The 22,358-nt window shown below is 54.0% G+C and carries 23 protein-coding genes and 1 other RNA gene; 9 read left to right on the forward strand and 15 right to left on the reverse strand.

Annotated features, from left to right (window positions below):
• On the reverse strand, positions 1 to 1,269 hold the full coding sequence (gene kbaZ, locus K7H21_RS03125) for a tagatose-bisphosphate aldolase subunit KbaZ (RefSeq protein ID WP_261365926.1): 1,269 nt from the start codon (positions 1,267 to 1,269) through the stop codon (positions 1 to 3).
• Between the two features lie 268 nt (positions 1,270 to 1,537).
• Here kbaZ and K7H21_RS03130 point away from each other — a divergent pair, with 268 nt between their 5' ends.
• Positions 1,538 to 2,347 (forward strand): DeoR family transcriptional regulator, encoded by an 810-nt coding sequence (locus K7H21_RS03130; protein ID WP_004125543.1) that lies wholly within the window; start codon positions 1,538 to 1,540, stop codon positions 2,345 to 2,347.
• Positions 2,348 to 2,406: 59 nt separating this feature from the next.
• Here K7H21_RS03130 and garD read toward each other — a convergent pair whose 3' ends face one another.
• Positions 2,407 to 3,978 (reverse strand): galactarate dehydratase, encoded by a 1,572-nt coding sequence (garD, locus tag K7H21_RS03135; RefSeq protein WP_112167200.1) that lies wholly within the window; start codon positions 3,976 to 3,978, stop codon positions 2,407 to 2,409.
• Positions 3,979 to 4,496: 518 nt separating this feature from the next.
• Here garD and garP point away from each other — a divergent pair.
• From garP to K7H21_RS03165, 6 genes are all read left to right on the forward strand, one after another.
• A complete protein-coding gene (gene garP / locus K7H21_RS03140; RefSeq protein WP_004125538.1) occupies positions 4,497 to 5,831 on the forward strand; it encodes a galactarate/glucarate/glycerate transporter GarP in 1,335 nt (444 codons plus the stop codon).
• A 28-nt stretch (positions 5,832 to 5,859) separates the two neighbouring features.
• Positions 5,860 to 6,630 (forward strand): 2-dehydro-3-deoxyglucarate aldolase, encoded by a 771-nt coding sequence (gene garL / locus K7H21_RS03145; protein ID WP_223035569.1) that lies wholly within the window; start codon positions 5,860 to 5,862, stop codon positions 6,628 to 6,630.
• A 28-nt stretch (positions 6,631 to 6,658) separates the two neighbouring features.
• The gene (garR, locus tag K7H21_RS03150; protein ID WP_004105999.1) at positions 6,659 to 7,549 is read left to right on the forward strand and encodes a 2-hydroxy-3-oxopropionate reductase; all 891 of its coding nucleotides are present in this window, start codon (positions 6,659 to 6,661) and stop codon (positions 7,547 to 7,549) included.
• A 65-nt stretch (positions 7,550 to 7,614) separates the two neighbouring features.
• Positions 7,615 to 8,760: a glycerate 2-kinase gene (gene garK, locus K7H21_RS03155; protein WP_223035570.1), complete on the forward strand. Its 1,146-nt coding sequence runs from the start codon at positions 7,615 to 7,617 to the stop codon at positions 8,758 to 8,760.
• A 32-nt stretch (positions 8,761 to 8,792) separates the two neighbouring features.
• An RNA gene (gene rnpB, locus K7H21_RS03160) (RNase P RNA component class A) lies at positions 8,793 to 9,171 on the forward strand.
• A 1,285-nt stretch (positions 9,172 to 10,456) separates the two neighbouring features.
• Positions 10,457 to 10,867, forward strand: a complete 411-nt coding sequence (locus K7H21_RS03165; protein WP_004125527.1) for a Spy/CpxP family protein refolding chaperone — start codon at positions 10,457 to 10,459, stop codon at positions 10,865 to 10,867.
• Positions 10,868 to 10,900: 33 nt separating this feature from the next.
• Here the strand turns inward: K7H21_RS03165 and K7H21_RS03170 are convergent, their stop codons facing one another.
• A complete protein-coding gene (locus K7H21_RS03170; RefSeq protein WP_004125524.1) occupies positions 10,901 to 11,062 on the reverse strand; it encodes a hypothetical protein in 162 nt (53 codons plus the stop codon).
• Positions 11,063 to 11,086: 24 nt separating this feature from the next.
• Positions 11,087 to 11,788 carry a pirin family protein gene (locus tag K7H21_RS03175; protein ID WP_142445274.1) on the reverse strand — a complete coding sequence of 234 codons (702 nt, stop codon included), beginning with the start codon at positions 11,786 to 11,788 and terminating at the stop codon, positions 11,087 to 11,089.
• A 104-nt stretch (positions 11,789 to 11,892) separates the two neighbouring features.
• Here K7H21_RS03175 and K7H21_RS03180 point away from each other — a divergent pair, with 104 nt between their 5' ends.
• Entirely contained in the window at positions 11,893 to 12,789 is an 897-nt protein-coding gene (locus tag K7H21_RS03180; protein WP_049113438.1) for a LysR family transcriptional regulator, read from the forward strand.
• 37 nt (positions 12,790 to 12,826) lie between these two features.
• Here K7H21_RS03180 and K7H21_RS03185 read toward each other — a convergent pair whose 3' ends face one another.
• The 11 genes from K7H21_RS03185 to K7H21_RS03235 all read right to left on the reverse strand — a co-directional run bounded on the left by K7H21_RS03185 (position 12,827) and on the right by K7H21_RS03235 (position 20,449).
• On the reverse strand, positions 12,827 to 13,195 hold the full coding sequence (locus K7H21_RS03185; RefSeq protein WP_004105984.1) for a DUF805 domain-containing protein: 369 nt from the start codon (positions 13,193 to 13,195) through the stop codon (positions 12,827 to 12,829).
• A 126-nt stretch (positions 13,196 to 13,321) separates the two neighbouring features.
• Positions 13,322 to 14,308, reverse strand: a complete 987-nt coding sequence (locus K7H21_RS03190) for a glutathione S-transferase family protein (RefSeq protein ID WP_142468353.1) — start codon at positions 14,306 to 14,308, stop codon at positions 13,322 to 13,324.
• Between the two features lie 263 nt (positions 14,309 to 14,571).
• Positions 14,572 to 14,964 (reverse strand): DoxX family protein, encoded by a 393-nt coding sequence (locus K7H21_RS03195; RefSeq protein ID WP_004125512.1) that lies wholly within the window; start codon positions 14,962 to 14,964, stop codon positions 14,572 to 14,574.
• A 324-nt stretch (positions 14,965 to 15,288) separates the two neighbouring features.
• Positions 15,289 to 15,588, reverse strand: a complete 300-nt coding sequence (locus tag K7H21_RS03200) for a YqjK-like family protein (protein ID WP_004125510.1) — start codon at positions 15,586 to 15,588, stop codon at positions 15,289 to 15,291.
• Positions 15,585 to 15,983: a phage holin family protein gene (locus K7H21_RS03205; protein WP_004125508.1), complete on the reverse strand. Its 399-nt coding sequence runs from the start codon at positions 15,981 to 15,983 to the stop codon at positions 15,585 to 15,587. Before K7H21_RS03205 ends, K7H21_RS03200 begins: the two co-directional genes overlap by 4 nt.
• Positions 15,984 to 15,985: 2 nt before the next feature.
• A complete protein-coding gene (locus tag K7H21_RS03210; protein ID WP_004125506.1) occupies positions 15,986 to 16,291 on the reverse strand; it encodes an ElaB/YgaM/YqjD family protein in 306 nt (101 codons plus the stop codon).
• A 46-nt stretch (positions 16,292 to 16,337) separates the two neighbouring features.
• A complete protein-coding gene (locus tag K7H21_RS03215; protein ID WP_004125504.1) occupies positions 16,338 to 16,706 on the reverse strand; it encodes a DUF1090 domain-containing protein in 369 nt (122 codons plus the stop codon).
• A gap of 150 nt (positions 16,707 to 16,856) precedes the next feature.
• Positions 16,857 to 17,234, reverse strand: coding sequence for an EnvZ/OmpR regulon moderator MzrA (gene mzrA, locus K7H21_RS03220; protein WP_162626098.1), 378 nt, complete (start codon positions 17,232 to 17,234; stop codon positions 16,857 to 16,859).
• An 8-nt stretch (positions 17,235 to 17,242) separates the two neighbouring features.
• Positions 17,243 to 17,905: a DedA family general envelope maintenance protein YqjA gene (yqjA, locus tag K7H21_RS03225; RefSeq protein ID WP_004125499.1), complete on the reverse strand. Its 663-nt coding sequence runs from the start codon at positions 17,903 to 17,905 to the stop codon at positions 17,243 to 17,245.
• Between the two features lie 338 nt (positions 17,906 to 18,243).
• Positions 18,244 to 19,020: a transcriptional regulator ExuR gene (gene exuR / locus K7H21_RS03230; RefSeq protein WP_004125496.1), complete on the reverse strand. Its 777-nt coding sequence runs from the start codon at positions 19,018 to 19,020 to the stop codon at positions 18,244 to 18,246.
• A gap of 127 nt (positions 19,021 to 19,147) precedes the next feature.
• Complete coding sequence (locus K7H21_RS03235; RefSeq protein WP_004125495.1) at positions 19,148 to 20,449, reverse strand: MFS transporter; 1,302 nt, start codon at positions 20,447 to 20,449, stop codon at positions 19,148 to 19,150.
• Between the two features lie 482 nt (positions 20,450 to 20,931).
• Here K7H21_RS03235 and uxaC point away from each other — a divergent pair, with 482 nt between their 5' ends.
• Positions 20,932 to 22,344 carry a glucuronate isomerase gene (gene uxaC, locus K7H21_RS03240; protein ID WP_087828343.1) on the forward strand — a complete coding sequence of 471 codons (1,413 nt, stop codon included), beginning with the start codon at positions 20,932 to 20,934 and terminating at the stop codon, positions 22,342 to 22,344.
• Positions 22,345 to 22,358 lie beyond the last annotated feature (14 nt).

The raw sequence follows: 22,358 nt of genomic DNA on the forward strand, positions 1-22,358 counted from the left end.
TTATGGAGTAACGCCCTGACAGGCGGCATGGTACTGCTGCAGTATGTCCTGAATGTGGCTCATGATGAGTTCCCGCGGCGTGGCACTGAGAGCTCCCTCGCGTACTTTTACGTACTGCAAAGGTAAATACTGGCTGATAAGCGGTAGCGGGATTGGCTCACCCGCCAGATTGCGAACCAATCTTTCGAATGCGTCATCAATCTGGCTGTCAGGCCAGTAATAACGAACGCGATCGGAATAGCTGTAGCCGCGGGCCAGACGACGTGCGTTGCCATCGCCGTGATAGTGGCTTTGCCAGTATTCCGGGCGATCGAGCATTACGCTCTCAAGTACGTGACGCAGGCCAGAGCAGGCTTTGGCCGGCAACAGCTCCTCCTCAATGGCTGCTAGCGAGAACAGCGCTTCGCGCAGGGCGAAAGTCAACGCCGGACCAACTTTCAGAATGGCGAAGTGATCTTTCACTAGCTGGCGCAAAGATTGCGGCGTCTGGTAATCCGTGGAGTGTGCTTCGAATACCAACGTGTCGTAAGCTTCAACCATTTTGCTCAGAGCGACGGCTTTTTGCGGTTGATAATCTATGATGTGCGTATGATCGAACTCGACGCCGGGTTGCACAACCAGGGCAATGATGCGGGACCAGATGGCATCCAGACCCAGTTTTTCAAACGCATGGCGATGGGCTTTCAGCGTGGCGCGTGCCGCATCGGGTGTAGTGACCTCTAGCTCGGCTAATGTTTCGTGGGCACCGCCTGGCACAGGCACTTCGGTGCCAATGACGTAGACGAGATCCGATTCGCCGAACTGCTCCACGCAGGTTTCCTCGGCAATCTTTGCCAGACGTGCAGCACGTTCCGCGACGATAGCATCGGTTAGCGGAACCGGATCGCCCAGACAGGACATGCTGCAATCAAGATGGATTTTTTTAAATCCAGAAGCCACGTAGCTTTTGATCAAACCGTCAGCATTGGCCATCGCCTGCTCCGCTGGCAGATGCTGCCAACGATTTGGGCCGAGATGGTCGCCGCCCAGAATTAACTGCTCTTCGGGGAAATCAAGCGAGTTGGCCAGTTGGCAGACAAAGTGGCGAAAATCAGCTGGGGTCATTCCCGTATAACCGCCAAACTGATCAACCTGATTGGAGGTTGCCTCGATTAGCAGAGGAGTTCGGTTAGCATGTGCGTAGCGTATTGCAGACTCCAGAACCAGTGGATGCGCCGAACAAACGGCATATATACCGTTTGCTTTCCCCCGTTTATGCTGTTCCACCATAGTCGTCAGATGTTTCACTTTCCTCTCCAGGTTGGATGGTTATGATGATTATCTTTCGTTTTGTTTCATTTTATACTGCATTATGGTGTTATAAAAATAAAACGAAAGATAATGGTTTTCCGATCTGTTTCACAAAAGAAATATAATGAAAGTGTTTTGCGGCGAGTTTGTGGGCTGAGATACCTATCGCGGGGCTTGCATTCGGGTAAAAGAAAGGCCTTAATAAGGAAAACGAAATAAAACGAAAGAATTAGTTAAAGGATTTCTTATGAGCAACACAGACCATTCTGCAGATAAGCGGGTACCCGGTACCAGCGAAAGACGTGAGCAGATCATCCAGCGGTTGCGGCAGCATGGAAGCGTGCAGGTGAACGATCTTTCTGAATTGTTCGGCGTTTCTACGGTGACGATCCGAAACGATCTTGCGTTTCTAGAAAAGCAGGGGATCGCCGTTCGGGCTTATGGTGGTGCACTGATTTGCGACAGTAATATCCCCGGCGGAGAGCCTTCTGTTGAGGATAAAAGCTCGCTGAATACGGCGATAAAACGGCGTATCGCCGGAGCTGCTGTTGCGCTGATCGGGCCGGGGCATCGCGTTATTCTCGATTCCGGTACCACGACATATGAGATCGCCCGTCTGCTGCGCGAGCATACTGATGTTATTGCTATGACCAACGGTATGAATGTTGCTAATGCATTACTTGAAGCGGATGGTGTTGAGCTGTTGATGACCGGTGGGCACTTGCGCCGTCAATCGCTTTCGTTCTATGGCGACCAGGCAGAACAGTCGTTGCAAAATTACCACTTCGATATGCTGTTTCTCGGTGTTGATGCGATCGATCTGGAGCGGGGCGTCAGCACCCATAATGAAGACGAGGCCAGACTAAATCGTCGGATGTGTGAGGTTGCGGAGCGCATTATCGTGGTCACCGACTCGACAAAATTCAACCGTTCCAGCTTGCATAAGATCGTCGACACTCAGCGGATCGATACCATCATCGTTGATGATGGTATCCCGCCAGAAAGCCTGGAGGGGCTGCGTAAGAGCGGCGTTGAAGTCATTCTGGTGAATGCGTAAATATTGATACGCCGGGGCGATGCTCATTCACCGCCGACCGGCTTTTCTGCTAAGGATTATCACGTCACTGGCGCCGGGTTAAACACCGCCAGCTGATTGTGCAATCCCCACTGATCCGAGAAGGTCTTCTTGCGGCCGCTGGCGACATCAAGAATAAACTCAAACAGCTTCAGACCCACCTCTTCGATGGTCTCTTCCCCGGTGGCGATGGTTCCCGCGTTGATATCCATTAAGTCGTACCAGCGGTTTGCCAGCTCGGTTCGTGTCGCCATTTTAATGACCGGCACGGCGACCAGGCCATACGGCGTACCGCGACCGGTAGTAAACACCTGCACGGTGATCCCGGATGCCACCTGCTGAGTACCGCAGACAAAGTCGCTAGCCGGCGTCGCGGCGTAAATCAGACCGCGTTTGGTCGGGCGCTGCCCCGGAGAGAGCACTTCGGCAATCGCGCTTTTCCCGGACTTGGCGATAGAACCCAGCGCTTTCTCTACGACGTTCGCCAGACCGCCTTTCTTGTTGCCCGGGGAGGGGTTGGCGCTGCGGTCGGTTTTGCCCATATCGAGATAGTTGTCATACCAGGCCATCTCTTCCAGCAGACGTTTGCCCACTTCTTCGTTGACGGCGCGTGGCGTCAGCAGATGGATTGCATCGCGTACTTCGGTGACTTCCGAGAACATAACGGTCGCCCCGCAGCGCACCAGCAGATCGGATGCGTAGCCCACTGCCGGATTGGCGGTGACGCCAGAAAACGCATCGCTGCCGCCGCACTGCATACCGACCACCAGCTCGGAGGCCGGGCAGGTTTCACGTTGGCGCTGGTTTAGCTTCTCCAGATGACGCTCGGCAACTCGCAGAATATCGTCGACCATCGATTTAAAACCGACGTGCTTTTCGTCTTGCAGGCTGACGATGCTGGCGCTATCCACGGGGATGCTTTTCACATCATCGGTACCTTCCAGCAGACGCTCCGGCTGCAGTTTTTCGCAGCCGAGGCCAATTACCATCACTTCGCCGCCGAAGTTTGGATTGAGCGCCAGGTTATGAATGGTACGGATCGGGACAACCGCCGCCGGGGCGTTAATCGCCACGCCGCAGCCATACAGGTGGTTCAGACCCACAACACCATCGACGTTGGGATACTTCGGCAGCAGATCGCGTTCGATGATTTTCACCACATAATCGACGACGCCCGCCACGCAGTGCACGCTGGTGCTAATGCCGAGCAGGTTTTTGGTGCCCACGCTACCGTCGGCGTTGCGATAGCCTTCGAAGGTATAGCCTTCCAGCGGCGGCAGCGGCGCCGGGACTTTGGTCGCCAGCGGTAAGGTATGCAGCGGCGGCGCTTTAGGTAGTTCGACCAGTGATTCGTCAATCCAGCTGCCCTGCGGGATATCGCGTACCGCATAGCCAATCACTTCGCCATAGCGGATGATTTCACCGTGGACGGGAATATCGACCAGCGCGACTTTATGGCCTTGCGGGATATGTTCAACCAGCGTGAGCCCGTCAGGGAAACGCGTTCCGGCCGTTAAACCTCGATCGTTAACAATAATCGCCACGTTATCCGTTTCGTGTACTTTTATATAAAACGCCGTTGGCGATTCTTGTCTAATTTCAATGTCAGCCATTGTCCAGTATTCTCCAGCAAGGTGCGAATAATAAAATAAAACGTTTATACCCGTCATATTTCAAGCTGCATGTGCGTTGGCTTTCCTCGCTCACCCCGGTTACTTACTTTAGTAAGCTCCTGGGGATTCCCTGCGTTGCCGTCTTCATGCAACTCGAAATATTTAGGGTATATTCAATTTCTGATGCTCAGATTTATGGAATTAAGAATGTCAGGTGTTTAGATTTAAAAATGTGATCTAAATCACTCGCTTTTGCGAGAGGGCATCAGGTATAGAAGGAAATCACTGGAATTGTGCATCAGCGCCCACTGATTATTGCATTTGCACAATTAAAATGGTTTTTGTTATCTCTTTGTGGGGGTTATGCACAGTGATTAAATACCATGAGCTGATTATACTGAGTCATGCTTGCAATGCGCCGGATAGGTAAATCGATACTTCCTGATATTGATTTATGAATAATGAAGAATCACGCCAAAATAAATAATGGAAGGTGTGTTGTACCTGAGGAATATTAGATGAGTCTGGATGCAATGATAGAACAGAAAAAGGAAGTGCCAACTCGATATTTAATTCTGTTGATCATTTTCATTGTTACCGCCGTTAATTATGCCGACCGGGCGACGCTCTCGATCGCCGGTACAGAGGTGGCGAAAGAACTGCAGCTGAGCGCGGTCTCAATGGGGTATATTTTCTCCGCATTCGGCTGGGCCTACCTGCTGATGCAGATCCCCGGCGGCTGGCTGCTCGATAAATTTGGCTCGAAGAAAGTCTACTCTTACAGCCTGTTCTTCTGGTCGCTGTTTACCTTCCTGCAAGGCTTTGTGGATATGTTTCCGCTGGCGTGGGCGGGTATCTCAATGTTTTTTATGCGCTTTATGCTGGGTTTCTCTGAAGCGCCATCTTTCCCGGCAAACGCCCGTATCGTCGCTGCGTGGTTTCCAACGAAAGAGCGCGGCACCGCATCGGCGATTTTTAACTCTGCGCAGTATTTCTCTCTGGCGCTGTTCTCGCCGCTGCTGGGCTGGCTGACCTTTGCCTGGGGTTGGGAGCACGTCTTCACCGTCATGGGCGTGATTGGTTTTGTGCTGACCGGCCTGTGGGTAAAACTGATCCATAACCCCACCGAGCACCCGCGCATGACGCAAGAGGAGCTGAAGTTTATCTCCGAGAACGGCGCAGTGGTTGATATGGACCATAAAAAGCCCGGCAGCGCGGCGGCCAACGGACCTAAACTGCACTATATCAAGCAGCTGTTGACCAACCGCATGATGCTGGGGGTGTTCTTCGGCCAATATTTTATCAATACCATCACCTGGTTCTTCCTCACCTGGTTCCCGATTTATCTGGTGCAGGAAAAGGGCATGTCGATTCTGAAAGTGGGTCTGGTCGCATCGATTCCGGCGCTGTGCGGTTTTGCCGGCGGCGTGCTGGGCGGGGTGTTCTCCGACTATCTGATTAAACGCGGTTGTTCCATCACCGTGGCGCGTAAGCTGCCGATCGTCCTCGGAATGCTGCTGGCTTCCACCATCATTCTGTGTAACTACACCGATAACACCGCGCTGGTGGTGACCCTGATGGCGCTGGCTTTCTTCGGTAAAGGGTTCGGCGCGCTGGGCTGGCCGGTGATTTCCGATACCGCGCCGAAAGAGATTGTCGGCCTGTGCGGCGGCGTCTTTAACGTCTTTGGTAACGTCGCTTCCATCGTAACCCCGCTGGTTATCGGTTACCTGGTGAGCGAGCTGCACTCATTCAACGCAGCGCTGGTCTTCGTCGGATGCTCGGCCCTGATGGCGATGGTTTGCTATCTGTTTGTGGTCGGCGACATCAAACGTATGGAACTGCAGAAATAATTAACGGTTAAGTGACAAGGTATAAGTGATGAATAACGATATCTTCCCGAATAAATTTAAGGCGGCCCTGGCGGCGCATCAGGTTCAGATTGGCTGCTGGTCCGCGCTGGCGAGCCCAATTAGCACCGAAGTTTTAGGCCTGGCAGGTTTCGACTGGCTGGTACTGGACGGCGAACATGCGCCGAACGACATCTCCACCTTTATCCCGCAGCTGATGGCACTGAAAGGCAGCGCCAGCGCGCCGGTCGTCCGCGTACCAACCAACGAACCAGTGATCATTAAGCGCCTGCTGGATATCGGTTTTTATAACTTCCTGATTCCGTTTGTCGAAACGGAAGAGCAGGCAGTTAACGCCGTTGCCTCAACCCGCTATCCGCCTGAAGGCATTCGCGGTGTATCCGTTTCGCACCGCGCCAATATGTTTGGCACCGTGCCGGATTACTTCGCGCAGTCGAACAAAAATATCACCATTCTCGTGCAAATCGAGAGCCAGCAGGGCGTGGAAAACGTTGATGCGATAGCCGCCACGCCGGGCGTGGACGGTATTTTTGTCGGCCCAAGCGATCTGGCCGCTGCGCTGGGTCATCTGGGTAATGCTTCCCATCCGGAAGTGCAGAAAGCGATTCAGCACATTTTTGCCAGCGCGAAAAAGTACGGTAAGCCGAGCGGTATTCTGGCGCCGGTTGAAGCCGACGCGCGGCGCTATCTGGAATGGGGCGCGACCTTTGTCGCCGTCGGCAGCGACCTGGGCGTATTCCGCTCTGCCACGCAAAAACTGGCTGATTCCTTTAAGAAATAACCACCACCGAAACTAGAGAGATAAAGACATGACAATGAAAGTTGGTTTTATTGGCCTCGGTATCATGGGTAAACCAATGAGTAAAAACCTCCTCAAGGCAGGTTACTCGTTGGTGGTTGCTGACCGTAACCCGGAAGCAATTGCCGAGGTGATTGCCGCAGGCGCAGAAACTGCGGCATCAGCGAAAGCGATTGCCGAGCAGTGCGATGTGATCATCACCATGCTGCCGAACTCGCCGCACGTGAAAGAAGTGGCACTGGGCGAAGGCGGCATTATCGAAGGCGCGAAGCCAGGCACCGTGCTGATCGATATGAGCTCCATCGCGCCGCTGGCGAGCCGCGAAATCAGCGAAGCGCTGAAAGCGAAAGGCGTCGATATGCTGGATGCGCCGGTCAGCGGCGGCGAACCGAAGGCCATCGACGGTACGCTATCGGTGATGGTGGGCGGTGATAAAGCGATTTTCGACAAATATTACGATCTGCTGAAAGCGATGGCGGGTTCCGTGGTGCATACCGGCGAGATCGGCGCGGGCAACGTGACCAAGCTGGCTAACCAGGTGATCGTGGCGCTGAACATTGCGGCGATGTCCGAAGCGCTGACGCTGGCGACCAAAGCGGGCGTGAACCCGGATCTGGTATATCAGGCCATCCGCGGCGGGCTGGCCGGAAGTACCGTGCTGGATGCCAAAGCGCCAATGGTAATGGACCGCAACTTCAAGCCGGGCTTCCGTATCGATCTGCATATTAAGGATCTGGCGAACGCGCTGGACACCTCCCACGGCGTGGGCGCCCAGCTGCCGCTTACCGCCGCGGTGATGGAGATGATGCAGGCGCTGCGCGCCGACGGTTTGGGTACCGCCGACCATAGCGCGCTTGCATGCTACTACGAAAAACTGGCGAAAGTGGAAGTCACTCGCTAACAAGAAGGGCGCGGATGCGCGCCCTGTAATTCTTGCCTTGCGCGGCACTGTCAGGCTACATAACTATGAAAATCGTAATCGCCCCAGACTCTTATAAAGAAAGCCTCTCGGCTACCGAGGTTGCCCAGGCTATAGAAAAAGGTTTTCGGGAAATTTTCCCCGATGCGCTCTACGTGAAGGTTCCTCTCGCCGATGGCGGCGAAGGGACCGTTGAGGCGATGATTGCCGCGACGCAGGGTACCGAGATGAGCGCCTGCGTGACGGGGCCGCTGGGCGTCCCGGTGGATGCCTGCTGGGGGCTTTCCGGCGATGGCAAAACCGCGTTTATCGAAATGGCTGCGGCCAGCGGGCTGGGGCTGGTGCCGCCTGCTCAGCGTAACCCGCTATTGACGACGTCGCGCGGTACCGGCGAGCTGATTTTGCAGGCGCTGGATCATGGGGCGAAAAATATCATCATTGGCATTGGCGGCAGCGCCACCAACGACGGCGGCGCGGGGATGGTGCAGGCGCTGGGCGCGCGTCTTTGCGATGCCAATGGCGCGGAGATCGGCCACGGCGGCGGTAGCCTGTGTAGTCTGAATTCGATAGATATTACCGGTCTCGATGCGCGGCTGCATGATTGCGCCATTCGGGTGGCCTGCGATGTCACCAATCCGCTGATCGGCGATACCGGCGCATCAAGGATATTTGGCCCGCAGAAAGGGGCTACCGAAGCGATGATCCGCGAGCTGGACAGCAACCTGGCGCACTATGCGGACGTTATTAAGGCCGATCTGCATGTCGATGTGAAGCAGGTTGCCGGTGCGGGCGCGGCGGGCGGTATGGGCGCCGCGCTGATGGCGTTCCTGAACGCTGAATTACGCAGCGGGATTGAAATCGTGACCCAGGCGCTGAATCTGGAAGAGCATATCCTCGATTGTTCGCTGGTGGTGACCGGCGAAGGTCGGCTGGATAGCCAGAGCATTAACGGTAAAGTGCCGGTTGGCGTGGCGAGCGTGGCGAAAAAGTATCATAAACCGGTAATTGGCATTGCCGGTAGTCTGACCCGCGACGTGGGCGTGGTTCACCGGTATGGAATTGATGCGGTATTTAGCGTGCTGACCAGCGTAACAACGCTGGAAGAGGCGTTTCGCGGCGCGGCGGACAATATTTATCGTGCGTCGCGTAATATTGCGGCGACATTGCAGGTCGGAATGGCGACGGAAGGATGACAACCGCTGGCAAACCCTCTATACTGCGCGCCGAAGCTGACCAGACAGTCGCCGCTTCGTCGTCGTCCTCTTCGGGGGAGACGGGCGGAGGGGAGGAAAGTCCGGGCTCCATAGGGCAGGGTGCCAGGTAACGCCTGGGAGGCGCAAGCCTACGACCAGTGCAACAGAGAGCAAACCGCCGATGGCCCACGCAAGTGGGATCAGGTAAGGGTGAAAGGGTGCGGTAAGAGCGCACCGCGCGTCTGGTAACAGTTCGCGGCACGGTAAACTCCACCCGGAGCAAGGCCAAATAGGGGTTCACAAGGTACGGCCCGTACTGAACCCGGGTAGGCTGCTTGAGCCAGTGAGCGATTGCTGGCCTAGATGAATGACTGTCCACGACAGAACCCGGCTTAACGGTCAGCTTCAACTTTTCAGAAAACCCTCGTCAGCGATGGCGGGGGTTTTTGCTTCCTATGGCAGGTTGAAACACAGGACAGATGAATGCCTGTCCACGACGCTATACCCAAAAGAAAGCGGCTTAACGGTCAGCTTCAACTTTTCAGAAAACCCTCGTCAGAAATGGCGGGGGTTTTTGCTTCCTATGGCAGGTTGAAACACAGGACAGATGAATGCCTGTCCACGACGCTATACCCAAAAGAAAGCGGCTTAACGGTCAGCTTCAACTTTTCAGAAAACCCTCGTCAGAAATGGCGAGGGTTTTTTCTTCCTATGGCAGGTTGAAACACAGGACAGATGAATGCCTGTCCACGACGCTATACCCAAAAGAAAGCGGCTTAACGGTCAGCTTCAACTTTTTACATAAACCCTGCCAGCGATGGCGGGGGTTTTTGCTTCCTATGGCAGGTTGAAACACAGGACAGATGAATGCCTGTCCACGACGCTATACCCAAAAGAAAGCGGCTTAACGGTCAGCTTCAACTTTTCAGAAAACCCTCGTCAGAAATGGCGGGGGTTTTTGCTTCCTATGGCAGGTTGAAGCACAGGACAGATGAATGCCTGTCCACGACGCTATACCCAAAAGAAAGCGGCTTAACGGTCAGCTTCAACTTTTCAGAAAACCCTCGTCAGAAATGGCGGGGGTTTTTGCTTCCTATGGCAGGTTGAAACACAGGACAGATGAATGCCTGTCCACGACGCTATACCCAAAAGAAAGCGGCTTAACGGTCAGCTTCAACTTTTCAGAAAACCCTCGTCAGAAATGGCGGGGGTTTTTGCTTCCTATGGCAGGTTGAAACACAGGACAGATGAATGCCTGTCCACGACGCTATACCCAAAAGAAAGCGGCTTAACGGTCAGCTTCAACTTTTTACACAACCCCTGCCAGTGATGGCGGGGCGTTTTGCTTCCTATGGCAGGTTGAAACACAGGACAGATGAATACCTGTCCATGACGCTAGCGGGCATAGGAGGCGGGGGGAGTAGGTCAGGTAAGGCGTTAGCCGCCACCTGACAAGAAAGCGGGCACAAGGTGGGGAAGCAGGCCTGCCATCAACCGCATTATGACTCATGCGGTTATGCGTTATCCTCGCTTATTTTATATATTTTAAATAAATGAATTTAATTATAGCATTCGTGCCTTTTATATATTTCCTGATTTACATACATTTATGCGAACTATTTTTTACATTTCTTCATCTGCTTCTGAAAAATAATGGCCAGCCACATCGGTGATAATTAATCAGGATATAACTAAAATGAAATTAATGACTCGCATTGCAGTGACAACCCTCCTCGCCACGGGCTTCTCAATGGCGGCACAGGCTGCGGATGTTAACGCTGCGCCAGCCCCGGCGCAGGATCCGATCGTCCAGCACTTAAAACTGACCAACGATCAGGTAACGAAAATTAAAAACCTGCATCAACAGCTGGAGAAAAGCGTTCAGCAGATCTCCCAGAAAGATATTAAAGACGGCGTATTATTTGATGTGATCGATTCCGGAAAATGGAATGAAAAAGCGGTCAAAGATCAGCTGGCGGCGTTTAGTAAAGTCGAACAGCAGGTTCGCTATTATCGCGTGAAGTACTATTTTGATGTCAATCAGGTCCTGACGCCAGAACAGCGTAAGCAGGTACAAAAAGATTTAGCTCAGGCGCTGAGTGAGTAAATCTATCGGCCCCGGCTGGGGCCGATATTGACGTCAGGCGACGCTTTCTTCTTCCTGGAGCCGTATCTCCGCTTCTGCGACGATCGCCTCCAGTTCGCTCAACATCTCTTCATAACCAAAGCTAACCGTTGTCATGGTTTCTGGCTGCGGCTGCGACGCTGCTAGCGCCGCTTTTTTTGTTTTCTTCTTGCCCACTGACACACTCCCTTACCGCCGTTGTTACACAGGTAAATCTATCAGCAAAGCGCGCAGCGGCGTATCGGCAACGAGGGTAATGTTAGCTTCGTCACGAATAAACGCGCCATCGCCGCAGGTCAGTGCCTGTTTCTCTTCTTCCTGTACCCGCGCATGCACCGTGCCGTGAATCGACTGCAGGTAGGCCCGTGGGCCGTGGAGCTGCACGCTAAGCTGCTCGCCTTTCGCCAGATTGATATGGTGGATCCATACCTGCTGGCGCAGCTGGAGACTCTTCTGGCTGCCGTCCGGCGAAGCCAGCAGCTGCTGCGCTCCCCCGGCGATAGCGATTTTTTGCACCAGCGGATTTTCATGCTGCGGACAGGCATCCAGCCACAGCTGGATTCGCGTCAGCGAGCGCTCTTTGCTCAGGTTGTACTCGCTGTAGCTCACGCCGGGCTGGGTAGAGATCAGCAGCGCTTCGCCAGCTTTAGCCTGGATATGGTTGCCATCGCTGTCGCGGTATTCCGCTTCACCTTCCAGTATCAGGTTCAGAATGTCGACTTTCGGATAGGTACGCGGCTGGAACGACGCGCCGGGCGCCAGAACTTCCTGGTTGAGCACGCGTAGCGACGCGTAACCTAGCAATTTCGGGTCGAAGTAGTGGCCAAAGGAAAAGGTGTAGCGGGCCTGCAGCCAGCCGAAGTCGGCTTGACCGCACTGTTTGGCTGTTCGGGTTGTAATCATCTTCTTGACCTCTCTTTACACTAAATCAATGGTAAAGGTATGGACGCTGTATTGTTAGCCAGATATTCTGCCCGGTATGTTCAAATTTCCTGAATGAGAGAACGATGGCTAAAGAGAGAGCATTAACGTTGGAAGCGTTACGCGTTATGGATGCGATTGACCGGCGCGGAAGCTTTGCGGCGGCGGCTGATGAGCTTGGTCGAGTGCCTTCAGCGCTCAGCTATACCATGCAAAAGCTGGAAGAAGAGCTGGATGTCGTTCTGTTTGACCGTTCAGGTCATCGAACAAAATTCACCAACGTTGGCCGGATGCTGCTCGAGCGCGGGCGCGTTCTGCTGGAAGCGGCGGATAAGCTGACAACCGATGCCGAAGCGCTATCGCGCGGCTGGGAAACGCACCTGACCATCGTCACCGAGGCGCTGGTACCCACCACCGACCTGTTTCCGTTAATTGAAAAGCTGGCGACCAAATCGAACACTCAGCTGTCGATTATTACCGAAGTGCTGGCCGGAGCATGGGAGCGCCTTGAGCAGGGGCGGGCGGATATTGTCGTTGCGCCGGATATGCATTTTCGCTCTTCCTCGGAAATTAACTCCCGTAAGCTCTACTCGGTCATGAGCGTCTACGTTGCCGCGCCTGACCATCCCATTCACCAGGAACCGGAGCCGCTCTCTGAAGTGACGCGCGTTAAGTACCGCGGCGTGGCGGTGGCGGACACCGCCCGCGAACGTCCGGTGCTGACGGTGCAGCTACTCGACAAACAGCCGCGATTAACAGTGAGCTCGATCGAAGATAAACGCCAGGCCCTGCTGGCAGGACTGGGCGTCGCCACGATGCCGTATCCGCTGGTTGAGCAGGATATTGCCGAAGGGCGCCTGCGGGTGGTCAGCCCGGAGTACAGTAATGAGATCGACATTATTATGGCCTGGCGCCGGGACAGCATGGGGGAGGCGAAATCATGGTGTCTGCGGGAAATTCCGAAGCTATTTATGGCTAGATAAAACAAAATGCGCCCCTTTTTGACGAGGGGCGCATTATTCAGTAGGAGGTCGGTTTGGGATCCGGCCCGAAGCGATTATTGCCGGGAGTGCCGTTCTGACAATTGAAGACCAGGATCACTAGCCAGCCGATCACGGGGATCAGCAGTAATAACAGCCACCATGCCGAGCGGTCGGTGTCGTGCAATCGACGAAACTGCACCGCCCACCACGGTAAGAAGATCAGCACGCCATAGATGGTCGTCAGAATGCCTTCTCCTCCTGCGCGCTGCCATCCGAGCATTTTATCAATAATGCTGAGTACGCCGGTCAGGATGATGTTGACCAGAATAAACATCCAGTACTCTTTGCGCCGGGCGCGGCCGCCAAATCCAATGTAATTTTTTAATACTTTAAGATACCAGTCCATTTTTACGCCTCGATTAGCCGTCAATCACTTGTTTTTAAAGCGATCGAAATAAGAATAGACGTGAATGAAATGGCGGTAAATATTTGTTTTGTGAATTATTGGGCGCGGTAAATCGCGCCCAATCGCTTAGCGGAAGAGAAGATCGCGGCCGTGCGGTTCGTTAAGATCCTGCTGCGGGCCGACGGAGATGATCCCGGTCGGGTTGATCGTCTTATGGCTACGGTAGTAATGGTTGCGAATATGGGCGAAGTCCACCGTTTCCGCGATGCCCGGCATCTGGTAGATGTCGCGCAGGAAGCCATAAAGATTGAGATAATCGCTGATGCGGCGTTTGTCGCATTTAAAGTGGGTCACATACACCGGGTCGAAACGAACCAGGGTGGTCCACAAACGAACATCGGCCTCCGTCAGTTGATTGCCGGTCAGGAAGCGGTGTTGGCCAAGGATTTGTTCCAGACGCTCCAGAGACGTAAATACCCCATCGACCGCTTCGTCATAGGCCTGCTGGCTGGTGGCGAATCCGGCTTTATAGACCCCGTTGTTGACGTTGTCATAGATCCAGCCGTTCAGCTCATCAATTTGCGCGCGCAGCTCAGGCGGGTAGTAATCCCCTGCGCGGGCACCCAGTCCGTCAAACGCGGTATTCAACATGCGGATGATTTCCGCCGACTCATTGCTGACGATGGTTTGCTGTTTTTTGTCCCACAATACCGGCACCGTAACGCGCCCGCTGTAGTGCGGATCGGCATGCAGATAGAGCTGATAGAGAAATTCGTGCTGGTAGAGGGTATCGCCCGTGGCTGCCGGGAAGCTATCGTCGAAAGTCCAGCCGTTTTCAAACATCAGGGGGTTGACCACTGAAACGGAAATAAACGGCTCCAGCCCTTTCAGGCTGCGCAGAATTAAGGTGCGATGCGCCCATGGACAGGCAAGAGAAACGTACAGATGGTAACGGTCTTTTTCCGCAGCGAACCCGGCTTCGCCGCTTGGGCCCGGCGCGCCATCGGCGGTTAGCCAGTTGCGAAAGGCAGAAACAGAACGCTTGAATCGCCCCCCGGTGGATTTGGTGTCATACCAGGTATCGTGCCAGACGCCGTCAACTAATTGTCCCATTATTTCCTCCTTTATACCCGTCATACTTCAAGTTGCTTGTGCGTTGGCTTTCCTCGCTCACCCCAGTCACTTACTAGAGTAAGCTCCCGGGGATTCACTGCGTCGCCGCGTGATTCGCCCCTACGGGACTCACCCTTTCAGGGCCAGCGCAAGCGCTGTTCAAAACGGTTAACCGTTTTGTCCTGCAACTCGAATTATTTAGGGTATAGATAATAAAAGCGAGGAGAAGTCCCCTCGCTTTTTTATTTACTAGTATAGTGCGCTTACCACTTTTTATTCAGTACGCGGTCGATACTAAACGCGCCCGGACCGGTGATAGCCAGCAGCAGGAAGCCGCCTGCGATGCTCAGGTTTTTCATGAACATCAGCGAGTTCACGCCCTCAGCAAAGTTGCTGTGGAACAGAAACGCGGTCAGCACGGTGAAGCCTGCGGTGAACAGCGCGGTGGTACGGGTCAGGAAACCGAACAGGATTGCCAGACCGCCACCGAACTCAAGCAGGATAACCAGCGGCAGCATAAACCCAGGGACGCCCATGGCTTCCATATATTGTTGAGTACCCGCATAACCGGTGATTTTTCCCCAACCTGCGGTGATAAACAGAATGGGCATCAGAATGCGCGCTACCAGTACACCAACATCTTCTAATTTTTTCATTTCTTACTCCAGGAAACCCAAAGGGCGGCGATTTCGTTTTTTGGTGCAATCCTGCGTAGTTACGCGGGCTTGCTGTCGATGGAGAGGATATTAGCGAGGATGAGATGTGATTGTTAGCAAGGAAAACTGTAGATCTTTTTCAAAGTTTCTGAGCAATTATTGATAAACGAAATGAATATAAAGGATGTTATAGCGGCGTAGCGTAAGAGTGATGAGGGCGGCGAGCAGAAGGGAAAATCTGATGGGTACAGCATGACGATATTGATGCCGGGCGGCGGCTGGCACCTGACCCGGCTGACATAACCCAGACGTGAGAAATCAGCCTTAGCGCGATGCGGTCTGCTGCAACAGCTTGCGGGCCATACGCCAGGTGCTCCAGATACCGAGGCCGCGTTTTGTCCAGCGGAGCAAAAAGCGCGGATGGCGAACGGACCATACGGCGACGAGGCCGCTGCCAACCATTGCCCATGAACGCAGGTTGAGCAGGGTGTTCCAGCCACGGTCGATAGGCGCGGTCGCCTCAAGCCAACGGCGGCGACTGGCGTTGAGATCCAGCCGCTGCTGTTGGATTTGACGTAGCAAAAGCGCCTTTTGTCGTTCGCGTTCCTGCTGGTCGCGGCTCATGACTTGTCATCCTCCAGCAATGCCCGGTCATTAGCCAGCTCCTGGCGGGTCAGGCGCAGGAACGTTGAACGACGTGCTTTGCGTAACGTCCAGACCCCGCCAATGAGCGCCGCCAGCAGCAGAATCACGGTGGTAGCGATCATCACGTTTAACCGATATTGCGCATCGACGGCCCAGATGATGAGTACCAGCATGCTCATCAGGCCGAACGCGGCGAACAGCAGCGTCAGCCCAAGCATCAGGAATAGCTGGACGAGATTGGCCTTCTCCTCTTCCAGCTCCACGACGACGAGGCGCAGGCGCGTTTCGACCATTTCGACCAGCAGGGTGACTATCCGCTGGCCAATGCCGAAAACGCTTTGCCCCGGCCCTTGCGTGTTTTGAGAGTTCGCCATAATTAACGACGCGTCAGCAGGACACCCAGCACCAGCCCGACGGCAGCACCAATCCCTACGCCGGTCCACGGGTTTTCACGGACATATTCATCCGCACGCGCAGCGGTTTCGCGCGTTTGCTTCACAATGGCGTCGCTGGTTTCACCCAAGCGAACGCGGCTCTCTTTCAGCGCGCTTTCGGCTTTACTGCGCAGTTTACCAATCTCTTCTTTCGACTTATCCGTGGAGGAGTTCAGCACTTCTTCCAGGGTATCAGCCAGCGTTTTCAGTTCCGCACGCAGGTCTTCTGCAACGTTATCTTTAGCCATGTTTTATCTCCTGTGAAAGTGGTCCATATTGGTCTTGCTTAATCGATTAGTACTCGCGAGACTGTAGCGCTTTCAGTTCTTGCTGCGCTTCATCAAGTTTACGTTGACGCTTGCTGATTTTATCAGCATCGCCTTTCTGTTCGGCTTCGCGCAGGTCATTCTGGCGTTCGCTTATTTCTGCCTGCTGTTTGGCGATTTTTTTCTGGTGATCGGCTTTGAGCTGGCTGTCGCTACAATTTGCCTGCACTTCGCTAAGCGCCCGTTTCAGACCATCAATACGGTGCTGGTTATGATGTTTTTCGGCGTAGCTGATCTCCCGCTGAATATCTTGTTCTTTTTCCTGACAAGGGGAGATGGCAAAGGCACTGGCGCTCAGTGAAGACAGAACCAGGATCAAAGCAATGCGGTGTTTCATGGATAAAACCTTCCATTGTGTGAGGGGATATCTGGAGGATATACCCTATCCAGTTGATTAACGTGAGCCTGGTGACTCCCGCAGACTTAATGATAGTAAGTAAAACGGGAAATCACCAAACAGGGTGAAAATATTCGGAATTTTCGTGCATTAGCCGAATCTGTGCGGGGTATCGCGCAGGCGTGAAATCCAGGCGGTAGGCGAATCATCATCTTCCAGTAACGCGATAATATAGCCATGCGGCAGGGCGCGGCCCAAAACTTCTTTTGCCGCGGCTCCCTGAGCGCTGGAGTCAAACTTGATGATCAAGCCGTCATTTTGCGGCGTAATGCTTTTAAAGCGGATGCCGTTAGCGTCGAGATGATGCCAGACGGAAAAACCGTCCGGCATGCTGATACCCTGGCTGACGGGACGAATAGCCAGGGTCGACTCCTGCTGTTGCACGGTGAGCCAGAGCCAGAACAGGCCGCACAGGAGTAGCGAACCGCCCAGCACCCAACTTATCTGACGCAGAGAGGATCGTTGCATCGCCATTGTTAGCCCCGGCTTCTGTATTTTTTCTTCCACAGGACAATCAGCGAACCAATCAGGCCAAATACCAGCAGCGCGACGGGCAGCAGCATCAGGCAGGACATCAGCTGATCTTCATACTTCAAGAATACCGGCGTTTTCCCCAGCAGGTACCCCAGGGAGGTCAGAATCAGGACCCATAGCAGACCGCTCATCCAGTTAAAAAACTGGAAGCGTGCGCTGCTCAGGCCGGATAGTCCGGCGATGGTCGGCAGCAGCGTACGAACGAAGGCGATAAAACGGCCAATCAGCAGCGCGGAAAGCCCGTGCTTATGGAACAGATGATGCGCGCGCTGGTGGTAGTGCGAGGGGAGGTGCGATAGCCAGTTTTGTACGATTCGCGTATTACCCAGCCAGCGGCCCTGGATATAGCTTAGCCAGCAGCCGAGACTTGCCGCCGCGGTAAGCAGCAGCAGGGTTTCCGGAAAGCCCATCGCGCCTTTGGCAATAAGGACACCGACCAGCACCAGCAGGCTATCGCCGGGCAAAAAGGCGGCAGGCAGTAAACCGTTCTCAAGGAACAAAATCATAAATAAGACAAAGTACAACATGCCAATCATGGATGGATTCGCGAGAGTTTCGTAATCCTGAGCCCACAAGGCATTCAATAATTGAGTTAATAGTTCCATTCACGATTCCTGGTACATCGGTTAACGGCACGTCTGAACGCGGTATATGCACGGCGACATAGCTTTTTATTAGATTAGGGTCGCTGCTGCGCTCTGAACGGTTCCCTGTTTAAAAGTGAAGTAAGCCAAAGCTAACTCTCAGAACGACAAAATGCATCTAATTGTAACAAACCCGCTGACTTTACGTCAGAGAAATTGCAGTTTGTTGCATTCTGATTTTGCTGATTGCGAAGGAGGGTGGCGAGTGTATTTACACAGGCTGACACTATATATGCTTTGCTTACCCTGAGGGCGTTGCGGGCAGTGAAGGAATCGCTGCCCGGTATGAGGATAAGCGTCTATTTTACGCCGTTGGCGGCCGTATCGAGGTGAACCACTGGATTATCGGCAAAGAGGTAGCGATCGGCATTGAATTCAAAGTCATCGCTGGTTTCGTTGAATAACATCAGCTTAGTATTTTCCAGATGCTGCCACATGGCCAGCTTCGCTGCATGCGGATCTTTGCGAATCAGCGCCTTAAGAATTTGGTCATGATCGTCGCACCAGTTATCGACGGTACGCGAGTCGATATGGTCGTGCAGTTTTTTCCAGTACGGGTTATGCACGCGCTGGGTCCACATTTTTTCTACGATCGCGGCTAACGCGGTGTTTTGCGTCGCCAGCGCTACCTGGACATGGAACTGAAGATCCCATTCGGAATCGCGAAAGCACTTCTCTTTACGCGCTTTTTCCTGGATTTCCATCAGCTTCATGATGTCCTGCTTGGTCACCTGAGTCGCCGCGAATTCGGCTATATTGCTTTCTATCAGCTGGCGGGCCTGCAACAGCTCAAAAGGACCATAATTGGCGAATTCCAGCGATTCATCGGCAATTTGCTGATGTTTTGGATGATTGGAGATAACGTGGATGCCGGAGCCTTTGCGAACCTCAACGTAGCCTTCAACTTCCAGCATAATGATGGCTTCGCGAACCACGGTACGACTCACGCTTTTTTCATCAGCGATAAACCGCTCTGCGGGTAGCTTATCGCCCACAAGGTAGACGCCTTGTTCAATGCGCGACTTAAGCTCAGCGGCAAGCTGCTGATACAGACGACGCGATTCAGTGATTTCCATATTCGCTCCCGGGAGATGGCGACAATATTGGATTTGTTATACCACTTTTACGCGCTTCTCACCATAAAAACAGACGAAAAAGCCGCCTGTATCAAGGCGGCTTCGGGTGGAGGCAACTCGCCTGCGTCTAGCTTTGCGTGGCGGGTTTACTCGTCTCGAGCGGCGTACTGTCGTCATCCGCTGATTTATTTTTCAGCACGGTCCAGATAACCACGGCGCCCAGCACATCGAAAACCGCCAGCACGGCGAACAGCGGGCTAAAGCCGATAGTGTCCGCCAGCGCGCCGACCACCAGGGCGAACATGGTGCTCGCCAGCCAGGCGGCCATACCGGTCATGCCGTTCGCCGTCGCCACTTCGTTACGCCCAAATACGTCGGAAGAGAGGGTGATTAACGCGCCGGACAGCGCCTGGTGAGCAAAGCCGCCGACGCACAGCAGGGCGATGGCGACAAACGGGCTGGTGAACAGACCGATCATCCCCGGGCCAATCATCAGCAGCGCGCCCATGGTCACCACCATTTTACGCGAAACGATCAGGTTAACGCCAAACCAGCGCTGGAACAGCGGCGGCAGATAGCCCCCAACGATGCAGCCGAGGTCGGCAAACAGCATCGGCATCCACGCAAACATCGCAATCTCTTTCAGGTTAAAGCCGTAGACTTTAAACATGAACAGCGGGATCCAGGCGTTGAAGGTCCCCCACGCCGGCTCGGCAAGGAAACGCGGTAGGGCGATACCCCAGAACTGACGGTTGCGCAGAATCTGCCACGGCGACATTTTCTTGCCGTTGTTGGTCTGATGCTGAGATTCCTGGCCGCCGATAATGTAGTCGCGTTCTTCTTCCGTTAATTTTTTCTGATCGCGCGGGTGTTTGTAGAAAACCAGCCACGCCATCGCCCAGGCAAAGCTCAGAACGCCGGAGATGATAAACGCCATCTGCCAGCTGTGCATCACGATGGCCCAAACCACCAGCGGCGGGGCAATCATGGCGCCGATCGAGGAGCCGACGTTGAAGTAGCCAACGGCGATAGAACGCTCTTTTGCCGGGAACCATTCGGAGCTGGCTTTCAGGCCCGCAGGGATCATTGCCGCTTCGGCGGCACCCACCGCGCCGCGCGCCAGCGCCAGACCGCCCCAGCTTCCCGCCAGCGCCGTAGAGCCGCAGAACACCGCCCAGGCGATCGCAAAGAAGGCATAGCCGATTTTAGTACCTAACACGTCCAGCACGTAGCCGGCAACGGGCTGCATGACGGTATAGGCAGCGGAATAGGCCGCGATGATATAGGAATACTGTTGGGTGGAGATGTGTAATTCTTCCATCAGAGTCGGCGCAGCTGCCGCCACAGTGTTACGCGTCAGGTACCCCAGCACGGTACCTAACGTCACCAGTGCGATCATGTACCAACGTAACCCTTTAATTTTACGCATGTAAACCTCATCGTTTGTTATATATCCGCAGCGGGTGCGGCTATCTTCCAGCCCTGTAACTGAGGCGAAGAAGGTGAAACGGAGGGTTCAGGAGAGGAAACCTCGTATGGCCCGAACCTTGCCATCAACTGTTGTGTCTAAATTCGGTGTCCATACCGGTAAATCCGACGTGATTATTCGTCGGTAATGCATTCCGTCGGTTTATATGTTTTGACGGCAGCAAGATAACTTGTCATACAACTTCAAAAGTTGAGTGACGTCACAAAAGTGGGAAAGTTTGTGTGGGCATTCATTCTTGCGACAAAGGCCAGAGCTGGCGCGCTTTGGCGGGGAGTTTACTCTTTTGATGGTACTTTTTTTGTCGTCGTTTATTGATCTAACTCACGAAAAATACTTCGGTCTGTGGAAATTGGTGTGATAACTTTGTCAGCATTATAGTCAATCATCTGATGGGCTCCTTCGGGGGCGAAGAGGACACGAAAATGACACCGTTTATGACCGAAGATTTCCTGCTTGATACCGAGTTTGCCCGCCGCCTGTACCACGATTACGCGAAAGACCAGCCGATTTTCGACTATCACTGCCACCTGCCGCCGCAGCAGATTGCCGAGAATTATCGCTTCAAAAATCTGTATGACATCTGGCTGAAAGGCGATCACTACAAGTGGCGCGCGATGCGCACCAACGGCGTAGCAGAGCGTCTGTGCACCGGCGACGCCTCCGATCGCGAGAAATTTGACGCCTGGGCGGCCACCGTACCGCATACCATCGGTAACCCGTTATACCACTGGACCCATCTTGAGCTGCGCCGCCCTTTTGGTATTACAGGTAAGGTGCTCTCGCCGGCAACGGCGGATGAAATCTGGAATCAGTGCAACGATCTGCTGGCGCAGGAGAGCTTCTCCGCTCGCGGCATCATGCAGCAGATGAACGTGAAAATGGTCGGCACCACCGACGATCCAGTCGATTCGCTGGAGCATCACGCCTCCGTGGCAAAAGACAGCTCATTCTCCGTCAAAGTGCTGCCGAGCTGGCGCCCGGACAAAGCGTTCAATATTGAGCAGGCAACTTTCAACGACTACATGGCGAAGCTGGGCGAAGTGTCTGACACCGATATTCGCCGCTTTGCCGACCTGCAGTCCGCACTGACCAAACGTCTGGATCACTTTGCCGCTCACGGCTGTAAAGTTTCTGACCACGCGCTGGACGTGGTGCTGTTCGCGGAAGCCAACGAAAGCGAACTGGATAGTATCCTGGCGCGCCGTCTGGCCGGTGAAACTCTCAGCGAACGTGAAGTCGCGCAGTTCAAAACCGCGGTTCTGGTGTTCCTCGGCGCGGAATATGCCCGCCGCGGCTGGGTACAGCAGTATCACATCGGCGCGCTGCGCAATAACAACCTGCGTCAGTTCAAGCTGTTAGGGCCGGATGTGGGTTTTGACTCCATCAACGACCGTCCGATGGCGGAAGAGCTGTCCAAACTGCTCAGCAAACAGAACGAAGAAAATCTGCTGCCAAAAACCATCCTCTACTGTTTGAACCCGCGCGACAACGAAGTGCTGGGCACCATGATCGGCAACTTCCAGGGCGAAGGCATGCCGGGCAAGATGCAGTTCGGTTCCGGCTGGTGGTTTAACGATCAGAAAGACGGTATGGAACGTCAGATGACCCAGCTGGCGCAGCTTGGCCTGCTGAGCCGCTTTGTCGGTATGCTGACCGATAGCCGCAGCTTCCTCTCCTACACCCGTCATGAATACTTCCGCCGCATCCTGTGCCAGATGATTGGCCGCTGGGTTGAAGCGGGAGAAGCCCCTGCGGACATTCAACTGCTGGGTGAGATGGTGAAAAACATTTGCTTTAACAATGCGCGTGACTACTTCGCCATTGAACTGAACTAAGACCAGAGGTCGGT

The organism is Klebsiella sp. CTHL.F3a (assembly GCF_019890895.1).
Classification (GTDB): domain Bacteria; phylum Pseudomonadota; class Gammaproteobacteria; order Enterobacterales; family Enterobacteriaceae; genus Klebsiella; species Klebsiella grimontii.

Excerpts from the sequence above, each read along its gene's own strand:
- K7H21_RS03200 (WP_004125510.1), bottom strand. The coding sequence starts at position 15,588 with ATGAGCCGCGACCAGCAGGAACGCGAACGACAAAAGGCGCTTTTGCTA.
- garR (WP_004105999.1), top strand. The coding sequence starts at position 6,659 with ATGACAATGAAAGTTGGTTTTATTGGCCTCGGTATCATGGGTAAACCA.
- yqjA (WP_004125499.1), bottom strand. The coding sequence starts at position 17,905 with ATGGAACTATTAACTCAATTATTGAATGCCTTGTGGGCTCAGGATTAC.
- K7H21_RS03195 (WP_004125512.1), bottom strand. The coding sequence starts at position 14,964 with ATGAAAAAATTAGAAGATGTTGGTGTACTGGTAGCGCGCATTCTGATG.
- K7H21_RS03235 (WP_004125495.1), bottom strand. The coding sequence starts at position 20,449 with ATGCGTAAAATTAAAGGGTTACGTTGGTACATGATCGCACTGGTGACG.
- garD (WP_112167200.1), bottom strand. The coding sequence starts at position 3,978 with ATGGCTGACATTGAAATTAGACAAGAATCGCCAACGGCGTTTTATATA.
- uxaC (WP_087828343.1), top strand. The coding sequence starts at position 20,932 with ATGACACCGTTTATGACCGAAGATTTCCTGCTTGATACCGAGTTTGCC.
- K7H21_RS03185 (WP_004105984.1), bottom strand. The coding sequence starts at position 13,195 with ATGGACTGGTATCTTAAAGTATTAAAAAATTACATTGGATTTGGCGGC.
- garL (WP_223035569.1), top strand. The coding sequence starts at position 5,860 with ATGAATAACGATATCTTCCCGAATAAATTTAAGGCGGCCCTGGCGGCG.
- K7H21_RS03205 (WP_004125508.1), bottom strand. The coding sequence starts at position 15,983 with ATGGCGAACTCTCAAAACACGCAAGGGCCGGGGCAAAGCGTTTTCGGC.
- mzrA (WP_162626098.1), bottom strand. The coding sequence starts at position 17,234 with ATGCAACGATCCTCTCTGCGTCAGATAAGTTGGGTGCTGGGCGGTTCG.
- K7H21_RS03175 (WP_142445274.1), bottom strand. The coding sequence starts at position 11,788 with ATGATTACAACCCGAACAGCCAAACAGTGCGGTCAAGCCGACTTCGGC.
- K7H21_RS03190 (WP_142468353.1), bottom strand. The coding sequence starts at position 14,308 with ATGGGACAATTAGTTGACGGCGTCTGGCACGATACCTGGTATGACACC.
- kbaZ (WP_261365926.1), bottom strand. The coding sequence starts at position 1,269 with ATGGTGGAACAGCATAAACGGGGGAAAGCAAACGGTATATATGCCGTT.
- K7H21_RS03165 (WP_004125527.1), top strand. The coding sequence starts at position 10,457 with ATGAAATTAATGACTCGCATTGCAGTGACAACCCTCCTCGCCACGGGC.
- garP (WP_004125538.1), top strand. The coding sequence starts at position 4,497 with ATGAGTCTGGATGCAATGATAGAACAGAAAAAGGAAGTGCCAACTCGA.
- garK (WP_223035570.1), top strand. The coding sequence starts at position 7,615 with ATGAAAATCGTAATCGCCCCAGACTCTTATAAAGAAAGCCTCTCGGCT.
- K7H21_RS03180 (WP_049113438.1), top strand. The coding sequence starts at position 11,893 with ATGGCTAAAGAGAGAGCATTAACGTTGGAAGCGTTACGCGTTATGGAT.
- K7H21_RS03130 (WP_004125543.1), top strand. The coding sequence starts at position 1,538 with ATGAGCAACACAGACCATTCTGCAGATAAGCGGGTACCCGGTACCAGC.
- K7H21_RS03215 (WP_004125504.1), bottom strand. The coding sequence starts at position 16,706 with ATGAAACACCGCATTGCTTTGATCCTGGTTCTGTCTTCACTGAGCGCC.
- exuR (WP_004125496.1), bottom strand. The coding sequence starts at position 19,020 with ATGGAAATCACTGAATCGCGTCGTCTGTATCAGCAGCTTGCCGCTGAG.
- K7H21_RS03210 (WP_004125506.1), bottom strand. The coding sequence starts at position 16,291 with ATGGCTAAAGATAACGTTGCAGAAGACCTGCGTGCGGAACTGAAAACG.